A 19,554-nucleotide genomic window follows, 5' to 3' on the forward strand; every position below is an offset into this window, starting at 1 on the left:
AGCGAAAGCGGGTGGCGATGGGAAGGCTCAGCGCGGCGATCCCGACGGGAGGGGCGGCGGCGGAAGCGGCGACGATTCGCGCCAGCGGCCGGCATTGCGGCCGGCGATTAGCCAATAGATCAGGCCACCGAGGATGCCCGCGCCGGTCAGGATCTCGAGCTGGCGGCGGACGATGCCGTCGAAGTGGAACGTCTCGGGATCGAACGGGATCAGGCCGAGATAGCAGGCGGCGCCGACCAGGCCGCCGCCGATGGCGTAAGCGAGCACGCTGCGGATGGAGAACGCCTCGGTGATCAGGGCGATCAGCAGCGCCGGGATCAGCGCGAAGCCGGATACGAAAATGAAGCCGAAGCCGATGATGATCTGGAGCGCGCTCTGGTCGATCGGACCGATGCCGATGTCGGAGAATTCCGGAATCAGGATCGCGGTCACCACGACAAGGCCTGCGACGAAGCATGCGAGCAGAAAGGCAAACGCGATCACGATGAGCCGGCCGATCAGCGCCATGGCGTCAATCTCATGTCAGACATGAAAGGTGCTGCTCCCGCATTCGTCATGGCCGGGCTTGACCCGGCCATCCATCTCCGACGAATTTTGCAGAGGGAGATGGATGCCCGGGTCAAGCCCGGGCATGACGAGGTGTGGCGTGGCGATGAAGGCGAACGACAACTAATCCGTCATTGCCATCGCGCGTAGCGCCTGGCGCTCCCGGGCGGACAGCTTCTCGGTCTCCGACTTCAATTGGCCGCAGGCGGCGAGGATGTCGCGGCCGCGCGGGGTGCGCACCGGCGAGGAGTAGCCGGCGTTGAAGACGTATTCGGAGAATTTTTCGATCTGCTCCCAGTCCGAGCATTCATAGGCCGAGCCCGGCCACGGATTGAACGGGATCAGATTGATCTTGGCCGGAATTCCCTTGAGCAGCTTGACCAGCAGCCGGGCATCGTCGAGCGAATCGTTGACGCCCTTGAGCATCACATATTCGAAGGTGATGCGGCGTGCATTCGACGCGCCGGGATAGTCCCGGCAGGCCTGCAGCAGCTCGGCGATCGGATATTTGCGGTTGAGGGGCACCAGCTCGTTGCGCAACTCGTCGCGGACGGCATGCAGCGAGATGGCCAGCATCACGCCGATCTCCTCGCCGGCGCGCTTGATGTTCGGCACCACGCCGGAGGTCGACAGCGTGATGCGGCGGCGGGAGATGCCGATGCCTTCATTGTCGGATACGATCAGCAGCGCGTCGCGCACCGCGTCGAAATTGTAGAGCGGCTCGCCCATGCCCATCATCACGATGTTGGTGACGAGGCGGTTGCCGAGCGGCGTCTCGCGGTCGGCCCAGTCGTTGAGCCGGTCGCGCGCCACCATGATCTGGCCGACGATCTCGCCGGCCGTCAGATTGCGCACCAGCCGCTGCGTGCCGGTATGACAGAACGAGCAGTTGAGCGTGCAGCCGACCTGAGAGGAGACGCACAAGGTGCCGCGGTCGGTCTCGGGAATGTAGACGCATTCGACCTCGTGAGCCTTCTGCAGGTCGTCGCCGCTCGGCAGCCGCAGCAGCCATTTTCGGGTGCCGTCGTTGGAAATCTGCTCAGCCACCACCTCGGGACGGTCGACCGTGAAGCGCGCGGCCAACGCGGTGCGCGTGTCCTTGGAGACCGAACTCATCTCGTCGAACGATTGGGCGCCGCGGAAATAGATCCAGTGCCACAGCTGCTGCACGCGCATCTTCTGCTGCCGTTCCGGCACCCCGAGCTCACCGAGTCTCGCGGCCAGCTCCGCGCGCGACAATCCGATCAGCGACGGCTTGGCCGGCGGCACGTAGGTTTCGAGCGGAATCTTCTCGAGGGGCGCGGCGGCGTCGCGCAGCCCGGCAGTCGTTGCCATGTCGATGGGCCCAAAATGCTGCCCGGCCGCTGCGGCCGAAGGCGTTCACCGGGGTTATATAACGATCCGGCCGGCAAATGCGACCCGTACGACCGGCGGTATCAGCGGCGGCAGTCCTGGGCGATGCGGTCGAGCGCCTGAGCGAGGCCCTTCAGCGAAAAGACGTCGGTGGTCTCGGTGCCCTTGGCGGAGACGCCCTTCACCACGGCCTCGGAGCCCTTGCGCATGGCTTCGACCATGCGCTCCTCCTCGGCGGCGTTCTTGATCCAGAGCCCGTCGCCCTGGGTGTACATCGCATAGGAGGCGCCGCCGACGTCGAGCGAGGCGTCGGAGCCCGGCTTCAACGCATAGCCGATCATGATCGACACCTCGTTGAACACCTTCTCGGACGGCCGGGTCGAGACGAAGGCATAGGCCGGATCACGCGGGCGATTGGCCGGATTGGTCTTGGAGGAGGAGGGCTTGGCCAGTGCGAAGCACACCTTCTTGCCGGCCGGCATCGCCGTGTAGGCGCCCCAGCCCCCGAACTGCCCGATCAGCGTCGGTTCCGCGCCGCCGATGCTGGGCACCGCCGGCTTGGTGTCGGCCTTGGGTGCGGCCTTCGGCTGCGGGGCGGGCGCGGCCTTGGGCTGCGCCTTCGGTGCAGCCGTCTGGGCTGCAGCCAGGCCTGGAACTCCGAGCACGAGCGCGCTGGCCGCCAGCGCTATCGACAATCGCAAAAACAACATGATTAAGCTAAGTCCCCCGCGATCTCGTTCCACCAACATTGTGACTGGAAAATGGCCCGGATTCGCAGACGGCCTGTGGCGAGGGATAGCGGCTTCGGGCGTTGCTTGCAAAGCCGGATCGATCGGGCGGCCCGGCGCAGCTTCGAGCATGTTGTCGACATCGCGCGCGACCGCGGCTGGGAGTGCATCGTCTTGAGCGCCATGTCGTTCCGAGAGACGGTATTTGGTCGGCGGACGAAGCGGCTGCCTCGCCTTGCCGATTGTCGCGCGATCGCAAATCCGGCATGACGTTCCAAAAGCCGGACACGATCCGGACAACAGCTGAAGGAGCGCCCATGAAAGCCATTCTCTGCTCGCAATTCTGCCAGCCCGACGATCTCGTGCTTGCCGACGTTCCTGATCCGGTGGCCGGCCCAGGCGAGGCGGTGATTGCGATCAAGGCTGCGGCGCTGAACTTCTTCGACATCCTGATGATCCAGGGCAAGTACCAGATCAAGCCGCCGTTCCCGTTCTCGCCTGGCGCCGAGGTCGCAGGCGTCATCGAGAGCGTCGGCGACGGCGTCACGGACCTCAAGGTCGGTGATCGCGTGGTCGCCTCCTGCGGGCACAACGGCGCAAGGCAGAAGATCGCGCTGCCGGCCGCGTCCATCGTCAAGATTCCCGACAATCTGGATTTCGACCGCGCGGCCGGCATCATCATCATCTACGGCACGGCGCTGCATGCGCTCGAGGACCGCGCCAGCCCGAAGCCGGGCGAGACACTGGCGGTGCTCGGTGCTGCCGGCGGAACGGGACTTGCCGCCTGCGAGCTCGGCAAGCTGATGGGCCTCAAGGTCATTGCCTGCGCGTCGTCCGACGAGAAGCTCGAATTCGCCAGGCAGCATGGCGCGACGCTGACCTTGAACTACGCCAAGGAGGATCTGAAGGAAGGCCTGCGCCGGCTGACCGACGGCAAGGGCGCCGACATCATCTTCGACCCCGTGGGGGGCGCCTACGCCGAAGCGGCGCTGCGCTCGATCGCCTGGGAGGGCCGCTTCCTGGTGATCGGCTTTGCCGCCGGCGACATCCCGAAAATGCCGCTCAATCTCGCGCTGCTGAAGGGCTGCGATATTCGCGGCGTGTTCTGGGGCGCCTGGACCCGGCTCAATCCGGCCAAGAACCGCGCCAATCTCGAGAAGCTGGTGCAGTGGACCGCGGAGGGCAAGCTGTCGTCTCATGTCGACCGCACCTTCCCGCTGGCGCAGACCGCCGACGCGCTCAAGGTGCTTGCCGGCCGCCAGGCCATGGGCAAGGTGATCCTGCATCCCTGAGCCTATGGGATGGAATAAGGGGGCGGCGCGACGCCGTCGCCCGGTTCGAGAGCTCGTGCAAGGGATCGAACCGAATGCGGGCCCGCAGTCGGGCGGGATGCTCCGCGTGCCTGCCGGGATGATCGCGGCCGATTGAGGCGCGCACAGCCCGGCAGTTGTGCGCAGGCCGCCCGTCCGTTCTCCCGAATCTGCAACCTGAAGCCGAAAATCCGAAAACGAGCGTTTCTTGGTTAACGCAACCCGGATCGATTGTGGCAGGGTTAATTCACCATGTTATCCCTTGTTATCTCGCCATTTCTCGATTTGTTGCTGTGCGACGTCGCACGTGCGTCGTCACAATCAGATCAAAATGTTTCCAGAATCATGCCGGGTCTCGTCCACTTTTAGTCGGATTCAATTAGTCAATTAGTTGTCGGCAGTGGGGTGCCTCTAGCAATCGTGACGTGTCTCGAGCTTCTGACGGGCTTGGGACCAAAAGTATGTTGCGTGAAGTTGAGATGGGGAAGAAGGCCATGGCTGAGCGGATGACGCGCGGGCGGTTCAACGACAGATCTTCAACCAGTCCTGATTTCAGGCCGTTCCCAGACGATCCTCCTCAGGAGCGCCCGCCGAATTATCGGTTTGGCCGGTCCGTTCAGGATCATTATCCGGCCGACGAATCGATGCCGATGTTCCTCTCCGAATATGACGGCGGCAACCAGATCGAGAGCACCGAGTTCGAAGATCAATGGCCGACGCGGGCGCGTCGCACCTCGATCTCCTCGCGCATTCTTCTCGCCGTGGTCGCCGCCGCGGGCGTCGCCGTGCTGTTTGCACTGGTCACCTCCGACGCAACGCGCGACCTGATCGCCAGCGCCAAGGCATCGATCGTCGGCTCCGCGCCGGATCCGACCGCGCCGCCCCAGGCGAGCGGCACGGAGCTGACCGCCCGCGACATGCAGCTCAACGAGCCGGCGCGGCTGGCGCCTGAGCCTCCGGCCGCGGCAGCGGCGCCGACGCAGATGGCCGCGGTTGCGCCGACCCGCGATGACATCGCCAACGCCTACCAGACCGCCCTGCAGAACCGGGTTCCGACGCCGCCCGCGCCAGCCCCGGCGCCCAGCGCCGCCGCTGTGCCTCCGGCCATGGCGCCGTCGTCCATCACCTCACCCGGTGCCGGAGCTGCGATCGTGGCGCCGGGTCTCGGCGCGGTGACGGCCGCGCCGCCGCCGTCCCAGGCTCGGCGGCTGGAGCCCGATGAGCTGTCGGGCATCATGAAGCGCGCCAAGGGGTTGCTCGCCGCCGGCGATATCCCGTCGGCCCGCCTGTTGCTCGAGCGTGCGGCCGAGGCCCAGGAACCTGCCGCCGCGCTGATGCTGGCGCAGACCTACGATCCTCACGTTCTCGGAACCAAGGACATCCGCAACATCAATGCTGATCCCGCCGCGGCGCGCAATTGGTACCGCCGTGCCGCCCAGCTCGGCTCGTCCGAAGCCCAGCGCCGGCTCGATCAGCTGCAGAATTGAAGCCACGTGACGGCAGCGCTGCCGCCGCGTTTCATTTTTTTCGTTTCACGCATGATCGTCGCGTCGTTCATGGGCAAGTCCGGGCATGTCCCGGTGCTGCACGCGTTCCGGCCGGCAATCATGTACCAGCTTTGATCGAGGGGACACATGCGACGTCTTGTTGGAGCGGCGTTCGCCGCAATGATGATAGCGTGCGGCTTTTCCGCTCACGCCGAGGAGGGCGAGTTCGATCCCGCCAAGGTCAGCGACAGCCTGAAGGCGATCTTCCAGTTCGGGTCGGTCCAGACCAAGCAGGCGCTCAACGCCAATACGGTGACGCTGATCACCGGCACGATCGGCGGCACCTATGTGCAGTTCGGCGCCGACCTGGCTTCGCTGCTCGATGACGGCAACAACCTGCGGGTCCTGCCGATCGTCGGACGCGGCTCGGTGCAGAGCGTCGCCGACATCCTGTTCCTGCAGGGCGTCGATCTCGGCGTGGTCCGCGCCGATACGCTGGACTATCTGGAGCGCAAGGGCTTCGCCAAGGACATCAAGCGTCAGTTCACCTACGTCACCAAGCTCTACAATGAGGAGATGCAGGTCATCGCGCCGCGTGCCGTGCGCAATCTCCGCGACCTCGAAGGCCGCCGCGTCAGCGTCGACCTGCCGAATGGTGGCACCTTCGTCACGGCCCTGACCGTGTTCGAGCGGCTCGGCCTGCGCGCCAACTTCGCCTATATCGAGCAGCGCATCGCCATGGAGAAGCTGAAGCGGGGCGAGCTCGACGCGGTCATCGTCGTCGGCGGCAAGCCCTACAAGTCGGTCAGCACCTTCGTGAATGATGGCCGCTTCCATCTCGTCAATGTCGACTACGACCGGCCGCTGCAGACCGATTATCTGCCGGCGACGCTGACGGCGAAGGACTACCCGAACCTGATCGCAGAAGGCGAGAAGGTCGATACGATCGCGGTTCCGGCCGTGCTTGCCGCCTATAACTGGGCGCCCAACACCGATCGCTATCGCAAGCTGGCGACCTTCGTCGACGCGTTCTTCACCAAGTTCCCGGCGTTCCAGAACCCGCCCTTCCATCCGAAGTGGAAAGAGGTCTCGCTCTCGGCGCCGCTCGCCGGCTGGCAGCGCCTGCCCTCCGCCAGCAAATGGCTGGAGAGCCACGCGATGGAAGGCGCGCAGCGCGATCGCTTCGATGACTTCCTGAAGCAGAGCAGCACCGGCAGGGCGCTGCCCAGCGAAGCCGACCGGGAAGCGCTGTTCAAGCAGTACCAGGCGTGGGAGGCCGAGAAGACCGGCAACGCCCGCGCGCAGGCGCGGCCGCAGCGCTGAGCCGCTGCCTCGCGCCTGTTCCCGGTCTATATTGAAGCAAGAGAAGAGCCCTGCTCGCGCAGGGCTTTTTGTTGTCCGAGCATCGTCCGGCGCCTACGGACGCGCTGACGCAATCGGCGACGGTCGCTTCAGCCGCCCGTCGCGCCTTCCTGTTCCAGATCGACGTCCTTGTCCGCCTCGAGCCGTGCGAGCGCCGCACGGGCTGCCGCGCGATGGTCGGGCGTGATGTGCGAGGCCACCATGCGGATGGCCGTGGCGAGCACTGCGGCATCGTCGGTGAAGCCGAGCACCGGCATGACATCGGGCAGAAAGTCGAACGGCAGGATGAAATAAGCGAGCGCGCCGAGCAGCGCGACCTGCACATGCCGCGGCGTCTCCTTGTCGAAGGCGCAGTAATAGGCGGCGAGCAGATCCGCAGCGAACGGGATCTTGGCCACGACCTGCTTGAACTTGATCCAGAACCGCCGGCGCACACTGTCGCGATCCCGCGCCAGCCGGTCGGCCGGCTCGAAGCCAACGCTGTAATCGGTCGAATCCGACGCCATTTGCGCAATCTCCCGAGGCCTCCACGACACGCCATTGGCGCGGGCCCTACCCGTCATGTGGGGACCAGGTGCGGTGCTGCAAGATGATCCGGCAGCGGTGCCGCCGCAAATGGGACAGGCAGGGCACATTGACGGCGAGCGCAACCCGGCAGGCGCTGCGCTCGCCGGCATGTCATTTCGGCACGGCCTTGTAGGCCAGATAGGCCGCGTGGCTCAGGCCAAGCAGCGAGACGAAGCCGCCGTCGACCGGCGGAAACGTCGAGACCGGCGTCATGGTCTTGAGCACATTGAAGATCGAGCTGCCATAGACGATCAGCAGCAAGGCCGTGAAGGTGAGCTGCTGGACCTTGCTGATGTCGACATAGTCGGCATCGTTGGTATCCCCCCGGATGATATCGAGCCAGCGGGCGTCCCCAGGCGTCGCCTTCGTCACGACCTGGCCGCGCGAATCCGGCGGGGCCGTGAGCGTGTCGGACTTCTGGAGGTTGGCGCTGATCGTCTGCAGCCGACTCGGATCCGCCCCCTTCTGCTTCTCGCCGAGGATCGACGACGATGCGACGAAGCTGAAGCTGCCGATCCCGAGCAGCGCCCACACGCTGGCAGGAATCTGGATCTCGAGCGGGTTGGCCACGCCGATGCTGACATTCGAAAGCCCCGCCGTGAACAGTGCGCTGACCAGGAGGACGGTCCAGAGCACGATCTGGACGCGCGACAGGCTGACCTTGTTGCGTTCGTCGATCAGGACGCCGTCCCAGCGCCGCTTCTGCGCCACGCCAATGATGACGAACACCACGATCAACATGAGCAGCGTCAGCAGCCAGGTGACCGGACGTCCAAGTCCGACCAGGCTCGCGATGCCTCCGGTGTCGCCGCGCACCAGATTGGCCGCGACGAGAAAGATCAAAACGACGATCGTTGCAGACATGATGAATCTCCCCTCGTTCGATTGCCTCGTTGTCCCAGGCCGGCCGACGAGCCGGCCTGGGACAAGCTCATTGCTCCGATGCCTCGAACACCCAGCCGTTCGGCTTGCCGGAATTGCTGTCGGTGCCGGCAGCGTAGAGTCGCAGGCGGTCTCCGATGCGGGATACGACCGCGCGGCCCTGGGCTTTGAAGAAGGTCGCGTCCTTCACACCTTCCGGAAGCTCGGCGAGGATCTTGAACTCGGTGCTGTAGCCTCGCCGTCCGATCTTCCTGGCGTAGATCGTGTGCGGCGCCGGGCCCTGGTCCGCGATCGTCAGCACGTCGCCATTCAGCCTGACCGTGAGCGTCTCGGAACCCTTGTCCTGGCTCGGAATGGTGGGCGTAGCTGGATTGGAGAAGCTCAGATGATTGCTCATCTGCACCGAGAACGCGTCGAGATCGGGCGCGGTGCTGCCGGCCAGGATCCCGTAGACGCCCTGAGCGATCGTCCGGCCCAGCGGGACGCCGCCGACGGCGTCCGACTGCGTCAGCAAGCCGTCCGCGTCCGTCGCCGTCGTGCCGTCGAACCGCCAATGTACGCCGAGATAGACGCGGCTGACCGCGTTCTCGTACATCGCGTCGATGAGACGCTTGTAACGCCGGGCGTGTCGCGTTCGCCGCGTTCCGTCGGCATCGTGGCTCAGTCCGTTCAACTCGTCGGACACGAAGCTGAAGCCGATCGTGTCGGCCTGGTGGCACGGCACCTTCAGGAACAGCCGCACCATCTCGAACACGGCGCCGCCGAAGGTCGCATGCCCCGACGGATAGGCCGGGAAGTGCGGCGTGAAGTTGCGCTTCTGAGTGTTGGTGCTCGGCGCGCCGACCGGCTCCCAGAACGGATCGGCGTCGGCGTCGATCGATACGACCGGCCCGGCATCGGGGCCGAGGCCATCGCCCCTCTCACGGATGCCGATCACCGGACGCCACAGGTCGTAGACGTACTTGTAGTGCCACGCATCGATCGCCGCCTCGGCCATCGCGACGTTGACGAGCATGAGCAGCCGAAGATTGTTGACCAGCGCGGCATCCGCGGTCTGCTCCTTGTTGATGTCGGCAAGAATGGCGGTCACGATCTGGTTGTAGAGCCGTGGCGGCGTACCGATCTGGGCAGCACCGTCATAGGCCCAGAACGTCCCGATCGCGCTCTCGTCGGCGGTCCGCGCGGAGCCGTTGCGGTGGCCCTTGCTCATCACTTCCTTGTAGTGCCGGAGGTACAGCGGATCCTGCTCGTCGAGCGCGGCGCCGTCATGGCCGGGCGGGGGCGAAAGCGGTTGATGCGCCGGCATCACGAAGTGCCGCGTCTCGCCGTAGCATTGACCGAGCAGGCCCTGCTCCTCGTTGAACGGGTCCGGACGATGGTGCCCGCGCTTCCACGAGAACATCGCCGCCTTCGAGACCTCGGAGCCGTCTTTGAAGCGGTCGGCGATCACGTTGCGTCCGACGCGGATGCCGAATTCGCCGGCTGCCTCGACGTTGCCGCTGATGGCGGCGAGCGCGCCGGACAGCGCGACGTCGAGGCGATCGCGTTGCGACGGATAGAGCTCGTTGAGCACGACGAAGGCGGCTTGTGAGATCGCCGCGACGATGTCGTCGCGGGAAGCCGGGCTCGGCAGAATGATCTGGTTGGAGGGAAGGATCGGATCACAGTTCTCCGGATTCAACGGCGCTCCGCGGGGCACCAGGCCGAAATAGGCGTCGTGCATCGCGACATGAACCATCGCAAGAGCGCGCGAGCTCAAGGTCGGGCCGCGCTGGTTGCGCGCCGCCATGGCGCCGGTGTGATCGATACGGTTTGCCTCGAGGGCTATCGTGTTCCAATAGAGGGCAGGATCGCTCATCTGTTTCTCCGTTCGTAGACGATTGACGATTCCCGCCGTGGTCCAGCACAGGACGTGCCTCGGAATCGATCCGCGGCGGGCAGCTGTCTCCGATGAAAGGTGCCGTCCCTGTCGAGGGACGGCAGTTTCAGGGAGGATTGCGACGATGAGCCTATGGTCGATGGTCAGGCGCAGTAGCGCCGGCAAACGTCTCGTGTCCTCATGCAGAGCAAGTCGAGATGTGCCATGGACGAAGTGGTCGCCATTCCGTCTGACAGCGTCGGCGATCGGCTCGTCTTCAACTAATCACGTCGATCGAGCGCGTCGTGAGTGAATTAAGCGTGAGAAAATCCGATTCGCGGCAATCGCTGTTGGTCCTACTACGAGTAGCAGGTCGTATGTCATGACGGCGTGCCGTCCGATGCCGGTGGTTTCCGATCGAGCGGTCTGAGATCGTTCTCTCCGACGCGATCGGCGAGCAGGATGAGCCAATTCAAGGTCGTTTTCTGAAGAGGCGAGAGGTCGGCCCGTCCTGCCAATCCGGTGGCTACGTCGCGGAAATCCGACCAGCGTCGATAGAAATCGATCAGGTCGCGCGGCGGATTCCTGCGGCGGCGACGTGGGCCGCCTTCGCGGCCTGGGCGTTTGTTCGGCGCACTCATTGCGAGCGCAGGCTAGCGCGTCGCGCGCTCTGGAGCCGCGTGAAAAAAGCGTGAAACGGCTTGGAAGCGCAAAATCACAATGTTAAGTTGCGAGCAGTTCATTGGCGGGGCAATGCAGATGGACGGCAAGCGGATCGAGATCAGCCTGTTCGGAGCCTGCGTCGTGCGCGCAGCGGGCCGCTCAGGCTTCGAGATCAGCGGCGCCAAGCACAAGGCTCTGTTTGCTCTTCTCGCGACAGCCCCGTTGGGGCGCCGGACGCGCAGTTTCCTGCAGACCATGTTGTGGGGAACGGCGTGCTACGACACGGGTCGCCAGAGCCTTCGGCGCGCCTTGTCGGATATTCGGCACGTCATGGGTGACGCCTTCGACGACGTTCTTCTCTGCACCAATTCGGACGTCACTCTCAATCTCGGGCGGGTCCGCTTCATCGGCCGTCCCGGAGCCGGCGAGGTTCTCGAGGGCCTTGCCATCCGCGAGGACGGCTTCAGCCGCTGGCTGAGCGCTCAGCGTCAGAGTCCGGAGCAGCTCTACGCGCTCTACAGTCTGTCCGCACAGCCTCCGCCGGCCCCGATGCTGCCGGCCGTGACGGTGCTGCCGTTCCGAACCATCGCCGGCAGCGCCGATCACGCGATCCTCGGCGACTGGCTGGCTGAGGAGGCCTGCCGCTCGCTGTCGCGCTCGAACCTCCTCTCGGTCATATCCCACCTGTCGGCGCGCGCACTCGATCGGACCATCGTCGACGTGGCGATGATCAGGACGCAACTGGCCGTCGATTATTGCGTCGCCGGGACGCTGCGCGTCAGTGGCGGAGAGATTGCGCTCGATGCGGATCTTCTCGACGCCGAGTCGGGACGCATTCTCTGGACGCGGCACTTTTCCGGCTCGCATGACGATTTCCTCGGCCGGTCAGCCGACGGGGTGTCGGAGATCGTGACGTCGGTGGGCCGCGCCATTGCCGACGATGCGATCACTCACGTCAGCGGTCGGCACCTCGCCAACATCGAGGACCATCGGCTTCTGCTTGCCGGCGTCGACCTCATGCATCGGCCGTCGTTGCGCGAATTTGCCCGGTCACGCGAGTTGATCGAGGAGGCGCTCCGGCGCGCGCCGCATTCTGCCGAGACCCATGCCTGGTTCGGCAAGTGGCACGTGCTGTGTGTCTTCAACGGCTGGAGCACCGACCCGCCCAAGGACACGCAGCGCGCGATCGATTGCACGGCGCGTGCCCTCGACATCAGTCCCGACAGCTCTTTCGCGCTCAGCATCGACGGCTTCGCCCAGAACAACCTGTTGCGCCGCATCGACACGGCCAGGAGCCGTTACGATGCCGCGCTTCGGCTCAATCCCAACGAGTCGATCGCGTGGCTGCTCAGCGGCGCGCTTCATGCCTTCACCGACGAGCCTGATGCCGCGGTGTTTGCTGCGACGAAAGCGCGTCGCCTCTCGCCCATCGACCCCTTCCGATACTTCTACGACTCGCTCAGCGCGAGCGCGCTGTTCGCAGCCGGCCGCTATGAAGAGTCGCTGGCGCTCTCGGACAATTCGTTACGGCTTCACGATCGGCATATTTCCACGCTGCGAACGAAGATCGCGGCACTTCATTATCTCGACCGCGACGACGAGGCCCGCATCGTCGCCGCGGAGATCATCAGGCGGCATCCCGATTTCACGGTCGCTGGCTATCTGCGCGGCCACCCCGCGGGAGAGCACGAAAGCGGACGTCGCGTCGCCGCGGCATTGCGAGCAGCAGGCATTCCATGAAGTCGTTTGAAGGGAAGCTCATATGTCACAAGCGGGCGGGTTTGGTGGTTTCGGAGGATTTGGCGGGTTCGGCGGTTTTGGTGGCTTCGGAGGATTCGGTGGTTTCGGCGGCTTTGGCAGCGCCAATTTCAGCGGGCTCGGCCCGTTCCTCGGTGCCGGAGCGGACCCCGTCTACGATCCGGCTCTCGTGCAGGGCCTCCAGATTGCGGAGCAGGCCATCGCGCACGTCACCCACGGCTGCCCCGATCCGAAGGGGCGGCAGGCACCGTTCTCCGAGGCCGCCAACATGCGCTTCTGGGCCGATTGGGTCCGTTCTTCGGTCTATCTCACCGATTTCCTGAAAGATCTCGACTGGCACATCGACAGGCAATCCGAAGCGGTCACGCTGCACTATGGGAGTCCAAGTTTCCTGAAGCTGGTGCGCCCGGCCGTTGAGACCTTCAAGCAGCAGCTCGGGATCATGCGGCAATATCTCGATCAGCGGCCTGATCGCTCATCCGAGGTGATGACGCAGCTGAGCTTCCCGACGCCGTATTTCGCGATGGTTCTCGGGCTGCAGACCAATCACCGCCACGTCTCGGAGCTGATTGCCGTCGTGCAGTTGTTGGCATCTCACGTGGCGATGGTCGCCAAGCATCATCTCGCATGCCGCCGGCCGGTGCATCTTGGTGCAACCGTGATGCCGATGATCCCCACGCCCGCACATGGCAGCTTTCCGAGCGCTCACGCGGCGGAAGCCTATGCCGTCGCTGAGATCATGGGGCACTTTGCCGCCGCCCACCCGAAGCACTTTGCCGATGTCGAGCGGCGTCGGGCGCTGCTCGCCAAACTGGCTGAACGTATCGCGGTGACGCGAACCGTTGCAGGCATGCATTTCCCGATCGACAGCTGGGCAGGCGCTCTGCTGGGCAAGGCCGTCGGCCAGATCGTTGCCGGCAAATGCGGATTGGAAGTCCAGGTCGGGTCGTTCGCATACGATGCGATCGGAAGCAGCGACTTCTTCAACAGCGATTTCGAGAAGCACGACCGTAAGCCCTTCGGCATCGAGCGGCAGAACAACAATTTCAAGGTGCGATCGAGTCCGGTGTTCGAATGGTTGTGGGAGCAGGCGGGCGAGGAGCTGGCGCGATGAAGCGGCCCGCGAAGAAGCACGCGCGTTTCGTAACGCCCATCCCAGAAAGTCTCGGGCCGTATGAAACCTGGCTGTTCGGCGCCGGCATGGACTACGGGCCTGCAAGTGTCGGCATGTACTCGCGTCGCTATTTGACCGCGATTTCAGAGGTCGAGCCGTCGATTGAATTCAGCTTCATCCATCAGCTGGCGGCTCGTCATTCCCGACGGTTTCGGATCCCGACCTTGTGGAAACGCAACGAAGGCGGCAACGACCAATACGGGTTGCGGCATATCCCGTTCGTGATCGGCAGACCGAAATACAAGGCCAACATCGCGGAGCGGGCCGAAGCGCTCGATAGGCGGCTGCGCGAAGGAGTGAGTCCCGCGAAAGCCGAGCGACATCTCAAATCCGGCGGGGCGTTCTGTGGGCGGTTTCGGGTCGGTCTGCCCGTCGGCACCGAGGCGATGAAGGACACCCTGGAGAAGCCGACTGCGCCGTCCTGGCGTCCCGATGGCGAACTCCGAGCGCGTATCGGGCAAGAGAAGCGGATCACGGTCGTGGCCGTGATCGACGATGGCCTGCCGTTCGCGCATCGGAACTTCCGCGATGCGACCGGCAGCCGGACCCGCGTGGAATTCTGCTGGCTGCAATCGGCCAAGGCGGCTTGCGATCAGACCAGTGTCCTGTTTGGCCGCGAATTCACCCGCCGCGACATCGACGCTTGGATCTCGAAGTCCGGCGGCGACGAGGACGAGCTCTACCGTCGCGCCGGTGCCACTGACGATACGGAGGGGCTGGCGAGTCTACTGTCGCGGCATGCGACGCATGGCGCCCATGTGATGGATCTTGCCACGGGCTACGCGCCGGAGCGGCAAGAGACGGCCGCGGAAGGGATTCGCATCATCGGAGTGCAGCTGCCGAACCTGCTCACGATCGACACGTCCGGGATCGGCAAGGACATGTACGTTCTGTCGGCACTGCACTACATTTTCGATCGGGCAGACCTGATCGCCGAGGGTTACGGGCAGGACCGGCTCCGCCTCGTGATCAATTTCAGCTATGGCTATTTCGGCGGCCCCCACGACGGAATCTTTGATATCGAGGGCGCGATCACCGATCTCGTTCGCGCTCGTCGCAGCCAGGGCAAGCCGACGGCGGTGGTGCTGCCGACGGGAAACAGTTTCCTCGACCGCCTGCATGTCAGCGTGCCGGACGACAGGTTCGTTCGGAGGAGTGTCGTGATTCCCTGGCGTCTGCAACCCAATGATCGCACCCCGAACTATCTCGAAATCTGGTTTCCCAAACAGTTCAAGCCACTCGGCTACACCGTGAGCGTGACGGATCCTTCGGGCGTCGAATTCCGGGCACTCCGCGTCGGTCTCGCGCGAGGCGACGAGAACAGGGTCGTTGCACTTTACGACCAGCACCGCCGCCAGGTCGGCCAGATGAGCGTTGATGAACGGAACGGCCGCTGGCGCGTGCTCATCGTGACCGCGCCCTCGGAGCCGCACCCTGGCAAACTTCCGGCGGCCCGGGCCGGACTGTGGCAGATCACGATCAGTCGCGAGCCGCGCGCCGCGCGGCTTGAATGGCCCATCCACTGCTGGATCCAACGCGATACGGATCCGATCAGCGTCCGGTCTGGTGCGCGCCAGAGCTATTTCGATGATCCCGGCAATATTCAATTCGACGAGCGGGGAGCTCTCATGGAGCGTGATACGCCGACGGCGCTCGTGAGACGCTTTGGCTCGCTCAACGGGCTGGCAACCTCAGAGATCGCACTGGCGGTCGCCGGATTCCGTCGCAGCTCGGCTGCTGAGGAGAAGGGGATGGTACCCTCCCGCTACAGCTGCGCAGGAACGCAAGACCTGGGACGCGTATCCTGCTCCTCTCTGTCCGACCGAACGGCAGCGCTCCCCGGCACTGTGGCCGCCGGGGTGCGGAGCGGGTCGCGCTCCATCCTGCAGGGAACGAGCGTCGCCGCGCCACTCGTCGCGCGGCGTCTGGCAGAGGCCTTCCTGACGGCCAGCAACAAGCGGGTCGAGCGGGCTGAAGCCGACAATTATGTCAGTCTGCTGCCTGGGCCGCGGCTGACCGAGAACGATGACCAGCTCGTCCGGCTCGGCAAGGTTGCTATGCCGCCGCATGGACAGGTCGCCACGTCATGATTCGCCCACGCGGTGCTTTCAATCACCGGCCAGGACATGCGCAGCCGCAATCGCGTTCATCGCCTTTGCCAGCTCGATGTCGCGCGCGGTGACGCCGCCGGCATCGTGGGTGGCGAGCGCGACCTCGACGGTGCGGTAGACGTTGCGCCACTCGGGATGATGGTCGCGCTTCTCGGCGAGCAGGGCGACGCGGGTCATGAAGCCGAAGGCTTCGTTGAAGTCGCGAAAGGTGAAGGTGCGGGTAATGGCCTCGCGGCCATCGACCTCGGACCAGCCGGGAAGGTCCCGCAAGGCGCTCGCGCGCGCCTCGGCTGACATTCTCTCCACCATGTCGAACCTCCCGTTCATCTCGTCGGTGCATCGGGGCGGCGCGGCAGATCCGGAGCTCTACGGGCATCGGCCTGCGCCGCGTCACCCGGACCGGCGCGCCAGAGTAGCAGAAACGGCATCCGGATCAGAGCCTTGCGACAAAACCGACGCGGACCCGTCATGCAACCGCCGGGATCGTCGCGCACTCGGGCTCCGGTAACCATGACGCAGATGTCACCCCGGACGGAAAAGAAATTTGCTACAGTTTCGGCCTAGCGAAGGACGAGGCCCTGCGGAGCTGCGCATCGCGCGGCCCCCAACCGATCGGATCACCGGAGGACTGGACCTGGCAGACCCCCAGACCACGCCAGCGCAGCGCTCGCAGATGCGCCCTGCCGTGTTCGTCGTCATCGCCGGCATCCTCGCGGTCGTCGGCGCGCTGGCGGGCGCCTATTATTTTGCCATGCGTCCGGTGGTGCTGAAGATCGCCGTCGGTCCGCCCAACAGCGACGATCTCAAGGTCGTCCAGGCCTTGACCCAGGCATTCTCGCAGTCCCATGCCTCCGTCCGGCTGCGGCCGCTCCCGACCGAGGGCGCCGGCGAGAGCGCGCAGGCGCTGGCCGCGGGCAAGGTCGATCTCGCCATCGTGCGCGGCGACCTCGAGGTGCCGAAGAACGCGCAGGCGGTGGCGACCCTGCGCAAGAACGTGGCCGTGCTGTGGGTGTCGCCCGCAGGCAAGGGAAAGGGCCGCAAGGGCGCGGCCAAGATCACCAAGATCTCGCAGCTTCCCGGCCACAAGGTCGGCATCATCGGCCGCACGCCGGCCAATGCCAATCTGCTGAAGGTGATCCTGCACCAATACGGCGTCGACGCCGGCAAGGTCGAGATCATCCAGTTTCCGATCACCGAGGCGGCCGAGGCCGTCCGCAACCAGCGGGCCGACGTCTATCTCGCCGCCGGCCCGATCAACAGCAAGATCACGGCCGATGCGATTGCGGCTGCCACCAAGGATGGCGGCGTGCCGACATTCCTGGCGATCGATTTGGCCGGAGCCATCGCGCAGAACCATCCCGAATATGAGGCGGCAGAAATTCCGGCCGGCGCCTTCGGCGGCTCGCCCGACCGGCCGGAGGATGAGGTCAAGACGATCAGCTTCAGCCACCATATCGTCGCGCGTAGAGGGCTCGCCGAGTCGACCGTCTCCACCTTCACCCACCAGCTGTTCTCGGTGCGCCAGCAACTGCTGTCGGAATTCCCGCTCGCCGCCAAGATCGAGACGCCGGACACCGACAAGGATGCCGCGATCCCGGCCCATCCCGGTGCTGCGGCCTTCGTCGATGGCGAGGAGAAGACCTTCCTCGATCGCTACAGCGACTACATCTGGTGGGGCTTGATGGCGCTGTCGGCGATGGGCTCGGCCGGCGCCTGGTTCGCCGGTTACCTCAAGCGCGACGAGCGGACGATCAACACCACGCTGCGCGACCGGCTGCTGGAGATGATCACCATCGCACGCAAGAGCGACTCGACCGAGGAGCTCGACCAGCTCCAGGCGGAAGCCGACGAGATCCTGCGCAACACGCTGACCTGCTTCGAGGACGGCGCCATCGAGCATGCGGCCCTGACCGCCTTCAATATCGCGCTCGAGCAGTTCCACAACGCGGTCGCCGATCGCAAGCTGATCCTGATGAGCATGCCCGCCAACCTGCAACGCACCGGCGCGCAGTTGCGCGCCGCCGGCACCTGAGCCGGTCTCGGTCATCTTCGTGCTGCATCTGGCATTGGCCCGTGTGCTGGGGCGAGCGGCCTTGTAATTTCAACGTCATCAATCTTTTCTAGGTCTGCGGCGTCCTGGCAGCGCGGTTCTGCGCGCCATCCGACGAGGAGATCGTATGACCATTCACATTCCCCGCCCGCAGCTCCACAAGCTCTCCCGCCGCCGCTTCCTGTCGACGGCTGCCGCCGGCGTCGCGACGCTCGCGATGCCCGGTCTGAGCCGCGCCGCTGACCGGCCGCAGATCACGCATGGGGTGCAATCCGGCGACGTCGGCATGGATGGCGGCGTCGTCTGGGCCCGCGCCGACCGGCCGTCGCAGATGATGGTCGAGGTCGCGACCACCGAGTCGTTCAAGAACGCGCGCCGCCTGCCGCCCATTGCGGCGCTTCCCGAAAGCGATTTCACTGCCAAGATGCTGGTCGATGGCCTGCCGAGCGGTCAGGACATCCTCTATCGCGTCAAATTCCGTGATCTCTCGCACCCCGCGGTCGAGAGCGAGGCGGTCGTCGGCCGCTTCCGCACGGCGCCAGGCAACACGCGTGACGTGTCGTTCGTCTGGGGCGGCGACGTCGCTGGCCAGGGCTGGGGCATCAATCCCGACGATGGCGGCATGTTCACCTTTGCCACGATGAAGAAGCATCGCCCCGACTTCTTCCTGCACTCCGGCGACACCATCTACGCCGACGGCCCCATCAAGCCGGAGGTGAAGCTGCCGGACAACAAGGTCTGGAAGAACCTCACGATCGAGGAAAAGGCCAAGGTCGCCGAAACGCTCGACGAATTCCGCGCCGCTCACAAGTACAATTTCCTCGACGAGAATGTCCGCGCCTTCAATGCCGAGGTGCCGATCTTCGTGCAGTGGGACGACCACGAGGTCACCAACAACTGGTCGGCCTCCAAGGAATTGCCGGCCGCCTACAAGGAGCGCAACATCCAGCTGCTCGCCGCACGGGCGGCGCGCGCCTTCCACGAGATGTATCCGATGCGCGAGAGCATCAACGAGCCCGGCCGCATCTACCGGACCATCAACTACGGCCCGCATCTCGACGTCTTCGTGCTGGATGAGCGCAGCTATCGCGGCGCCAACGGCGCCAATCTCGAGGACAAATATGGCCCGGCGTCCTACTTCATCGGGCCGGAGCAGCTGCGCTGGCTGAAGCAGGCGCTGCTGAACTCGCGGGCGACCTGGAAGGTGATCGCCTCCGACATGCCGCTCAGCATCATCGTCTATGACGATGCGGCCAACAAGAAGGGCTCCGAAGCGATCGCGCAGGGCGATGGTCCTGCGCGTGGACGAGAGCTGGAGATTGCCGAGATCCTGCGCTTCATCAAGACCGCGCCGATCCAGAACACCGTCTGGCTCACCGCCGACGTCCATTACGCGGCGGCGCACTATTACGATCCCAACAAGGCGCAATTCCAGGACTTCGAGCCGTTCTGGGAGTTCGTCTCGGGTCCGCTGCATGCCGGCACGTTCGGTCCGAACGAGCTCGACAACACGTTCGGCCCCGAGGTTCGCTTCATCAAGGCCCCCGGCCTCGATAAGCAGAACCTGCCGCCGTCCGCAGGCATGCAGTTCTTCGGTCACGTCAAGATCGACGGCGAGTCCGGTCAGATGACGGTAACGCTGCGCGATCGCGCCGACGTCGCATTGTGGTCGACGACGCTCGACCCGAAACTGGGCTGACGGCGT

17 protein-coding genes are annotated in these 19,554 nt (G+C 64.9%); 9 read left to right on the forward strand and 8 right to left on the reverse strand.

Going from position 1 to position 19,554, the window contains the following annotated elements; genetic code table 11:
- Positions 1-27: 27 nt before the first annotated feature.
- From QX108_RS18325 to QX108_RS18335, 3 genes are all read right to left on the reverse strand, one after another.
- The gene (locus tag QX108_RS18325; protein WP_315781089.1) at positions 28-507 is read right to left on the reverse strand and encodes a hypothetical protein; all 480 of its coding nucleotides are present in this window, start codon (positions 505-507) and stop codon (positions 28-30) included.
- Between the two features lie 162 nt (positions 508-669).
- Entirely contained in the window at positions 670-1,881 is a 1,212-nt protein-coding gene (gene rlmN / locus QX108_RS18330; protein WP_315781091.1) for a 23S rRNA (adenine(2503)-C(2))-methyltransferase RlmN, read from the reverse strand.
- A 101-nt stretch (positions 1,882-1,982) separates the two neighbouring features.
- Positions 1,983-2,609, reverse strand: a complete 627-nt coding sequence (locus QX108_RS18335) for an invasion associated locus B family protein (RefSeq protein WP_172113049.1) — start codon at positions 2,607-2,609, stop codon at positions 1,983-1,985.
- Between the two features lie 335 nt (positions 2,610-2,944).
- Here QX108_RS18335 and QX108_RS18340 point away from each other — a divergent pair, with 335 nt between their 5' ends.
- From QX108_RS18340 to QX108_RS18355, 4 genes are all read left to right on the forward strand, one after another.
- A complete protein-coding gene (locus tag QX108_RS18340) occupies positions 2,945-3,919 on the forward strand; it encodes an NADPH:quinone oxidoreductase family protein (protein ID WP_315781093.1) in 975 nt (324 codons plus the stop codon).
- 512 nt (positions 3,920-4,431) lie between these two features.
- Positions 4,432-5,424, forward strand: coding sequence for a hypothetical protein (locus QX108_RS18345; RefSeq protein ID WP_315781094.1), 993 nt, complete (start codon positions 4,432-4,434; stop codon positions 5,422-5,424).
- 6 nt (positions 5,425-5,430) lie between these two features.
- Positions 5,431-5,559 carry a hypothetical protein gene (locus tag QX108_RS18350; protein WP_315781095.1) on the forward strand — a complete coding sequence of 43 codons (129 nt, stop codon included), beginning with the start codon at positions 5,431-5,433 and terminating at the stop codon, positions 5,557-5,559.
- A 12-nt stretch (positions 5,560-5,571) separates the two neighbouring features.
- Positions 5,572-6,747, forward strand: a complete 1,176-nt coding sequence (locus QX108_RS18355; protein ID WP_172113046.1) for a TAXI family TRAP transporter solute-binding subunit — start codon at positions 5,572-5,574, stop codon at positions 6,745-6,747.
- Positions 6,748-6,875: 128 nt separating this feature from the next.
- On the opposite strand, the gene QX108_RS18360 is transcribed toward QX108_RS18355, so the two are convergent.
- From QX108_RS18360 to QX108_RS18375, 4 genes are all read right to left on the reverse strand, one after another.
- Positions 6,876-7,292: a YkvA family protein gene (locus QX108_RS18360; protein WP_315723360.1), complete on the reverse strand. Its 417-nt coding sequence runs from the start codon at positions 7,290-7,292 to the stop codon at positions 6,876-6,878.
- Between the two features lie 172 nt (positions 7,293-7,464).
- Entirely contained in the window at positions 7,465-8,217 is a 753-nt protein-coding gene (locus tag QX108_RS18365; protein ID WP_172133714.1) for a hypothetical protein, read from the reverse strand.
- Between the two features lie 67 nt (positions 8,218-8,284).
- On the reverse strand, positions 8,285-10,093 hold the full coding sequence (locus QX108_RS18370) for a phosphatase PAP2 family protein (protein WP_315781097.1): 1,809 nt from the start codon (positions 10,091-10,093) through the stop codon (positions 8,285-8,287).
- 380 nt (positions 10,094-10,473) lie between these two features.
- Positions 10,474-10,734, reverse strand: coding sequence for a hypothetical protein (locus QX108_RS18375; RefSeq protein ID WP_315781099.1), 261 nt, complete (start codon positions 10,732-10,734; stop codon positions 10,474-10,476).
- A 583-nt stretch (positions 10,735-11,317) separates the two neighbouring features.
- Here QX108_RS18375 and QX108_RS18380 point away from each other — a divergent pair.
- From QX108_RS18380 to QX108_RS18390, 3 genes are read left to right on the forward strand one after another with little or no spacing between them, the layout of a single operon-like run.
- Positions 11,318-12,496, forward strand: coding sequence for a hypothetical protein (locus tag QX108_RS18380; RefSeq protein ID WP_315781101.1), 1,179 nt, complete (start codon positions 11,318-11,320; stop codon positions 12,494-12,496).
- Between the two features lie 22 nt (positions 12,497-12,518).
- Entirely contained in the window at positions 12,519-13,628 is a 1,110-nt protein-coding gene (locus QX108_RS18385) for a phosphatase PAP2 family protein (RefSeq protein WP_315781102.1), read from the forward strand.
- Positions 13,625-15,778, forward strand: coding sequence for a hypothetical protein (locus QX108_RS18390; RefSeq protein WP_315781104.1), 2,154 nt, complete (start codon positions 13,625-13,627; stop codon positions 15,776-15,778). The genes QX108_RS18385 and QX108_RS18390 overlap by 4 nt, the downstream gene beginning before the upstream one ends.
- An 18-nt stretch (positions 15,779-15,796) precedes the next feature.
- Here QX108_RS18390 and QX108_RS18395 read toward each other — a convergent pair whose 3' ends face one another.
- Complete coding sequence (locus tag QX108_RS18395) at positions 15,797-16,126, reverse strand: 4a-hydroxytetrahydrobiopterin dehydratase (RefSeq protein WP_315781106.1); 330 nt, start codon at positions 16,124-16,126, stop codon at positions 15,797-15,799.
- A 346-nt stretch (positions 16,127-16,472) separates the two neighbouring features.
- Here QX108_RS18395 and QX108_RS18400 point away from each other — a divergent pair, with 346 nt between their 5' ends.
- Together QX108_RS18400 and QX108_RS18405 are read left to right on the forward strand one after the other, a co-directional pair.
- Entirely contained in the window at positions 16,473-17,831 is a 1,359-nt protein-coding gene (locus QX108_RS18400) for a TAXI family TRAP transporter solute-binding subunit (protein WP_409998528.1), read from the forward strand.
- Positions 17,832-17,976: 145 nt separating this feature from the next.
- Entirely contained in the window at positions 17,977-19,548 is a 1,572-nt protein-coding gene (locus tag QX108_RS18405; protein WP_315781108.1) for an alkaline phosphatase D family protein, read from the forward strand.
- The last annotated feature ends 6 nt before the right edge of the window (positions 19,549-19,554 follow it).

Source organism: Bradyrhizobium sp. SZCCHNR1002 (assembly GCF_032381435.1).
Classification (GTDB): Bacteria; Pseudomonadota; Alphaproteobacteria; order Rhizobiales; family Xanthobacteraceae; genus Bradyrhizobium; species Bradyrhizobium aeschynomenes.

Excerpts from the sequence above, each read along its gene's own strand:
- QX108_RS18360 (WP_315723360.1), bottom strand. The coding sequence starts at position 7,292 with ATGGCGTCGGATTCGACCGATTACAGCGTTGGCTTCGAGCCGGCCGAC.
- QX108_RS18370 (WP_315781097.1), bottom strand. The coding sequence starts at position 10,093 with ATGAGCGATCCTGCCCTCTATTGGAACACGATAGCCCTCGAGGCAAAC.
- QX108_RS18355 (WP_172113046.1), top strand. The coding sequence starts at position 5,572 with ATGCGACGTCTTGTTGGAGCGGCGTTCGCCGCAATGATGATAGCGTGC.
- QX108_RS18400 (WP_409998528.1), top strand. The coding sequence starts at position 16,473 with ATGCGCCCTGCCGTGTTCGTCGTCATCGCCGGCATCCTCGCGGTCGTC.
- QX108_RS18335 (WP_172113049.1), bottom strand. The coding sequence starts at position 2,609 with ATGTTGTTTTTGCGATTGTCGATAGCGCTGGCGGCCAGCGCGCTCGTG.
- QX108_RS18390 (WP_315781104.1), top strand. The coding sequence starts at position 13,625 with ATGAAGCGGCCCGCGAAGAAGCACGCGCGTTTCGTAACGCCCATCCCA.
- QX108_RS18405 (WP_315781108.1), top strand. The coding sequence starts at position 17,977 with ATGACCATTCACATTCCCCGCCCGCAGCTCCACAAGCTCTCCCGCCGC.
- QX108_RS18325 (WP_315781089.1), bottom strand. The coding sequence starts at position 507 with ATGGCGCTGATCGGCCGGCTCATCGTGATCGCGTTTGCCTTTCTGCTC.
- QX108_RS18340 (WP_315781093.1), top strand. The coding sequence starts at position 2,945 with ATGAAAGCCATTCTCTGCTCGCAATTCTGCCAGCCCGACGATCTCGTG.
- QX108_RS18385 (WP_315781102.1), top strand. The coding sequence starts at position 12,519 with ATGTCACAAGCGGGCGGGTTTGGTGGTTTCGGAGGATTTGGCGGGTTC.
- rlmN (WP_315781091.1), bottom strand. The coding sequence starts at position 1,881 with ATGGCAACGACTGCCGGGCTGCGCGACGCCGCCGCGCCCCTCGAGAAG.
- QX108_RS18345 (WP_315781094.1), top strand. The coding sequence starts at position 4,432 with ATGGCTGAGCGGATGACGCGCGGGCGGTTCAACGACAGATCTTCAACC.
- QX108_RS18375 (WP_315781099.1), bottom strand. The coding sequence starts at position 10,734 with ATGAGTGCGCCGAACAAACGCCCAGGCCGCGAAGGCGGCCCACGTCGC.
- QX108_RS18365 (WP_172133714.1), bottom strand. The coding sequence starts at position 8,217 with ATGTCTGCAACGATCGTCGTTTTGATCTTTCTCGTCGCGGCCAATCTG.
- QX108_RS18395 (WP_315781106.1), bottom strand. The coding sequence starts at position 16,126 with ATGAACGGGAGGTTCGACATGGTGGAGAGAATGTCAGCCGAGGCGCGC.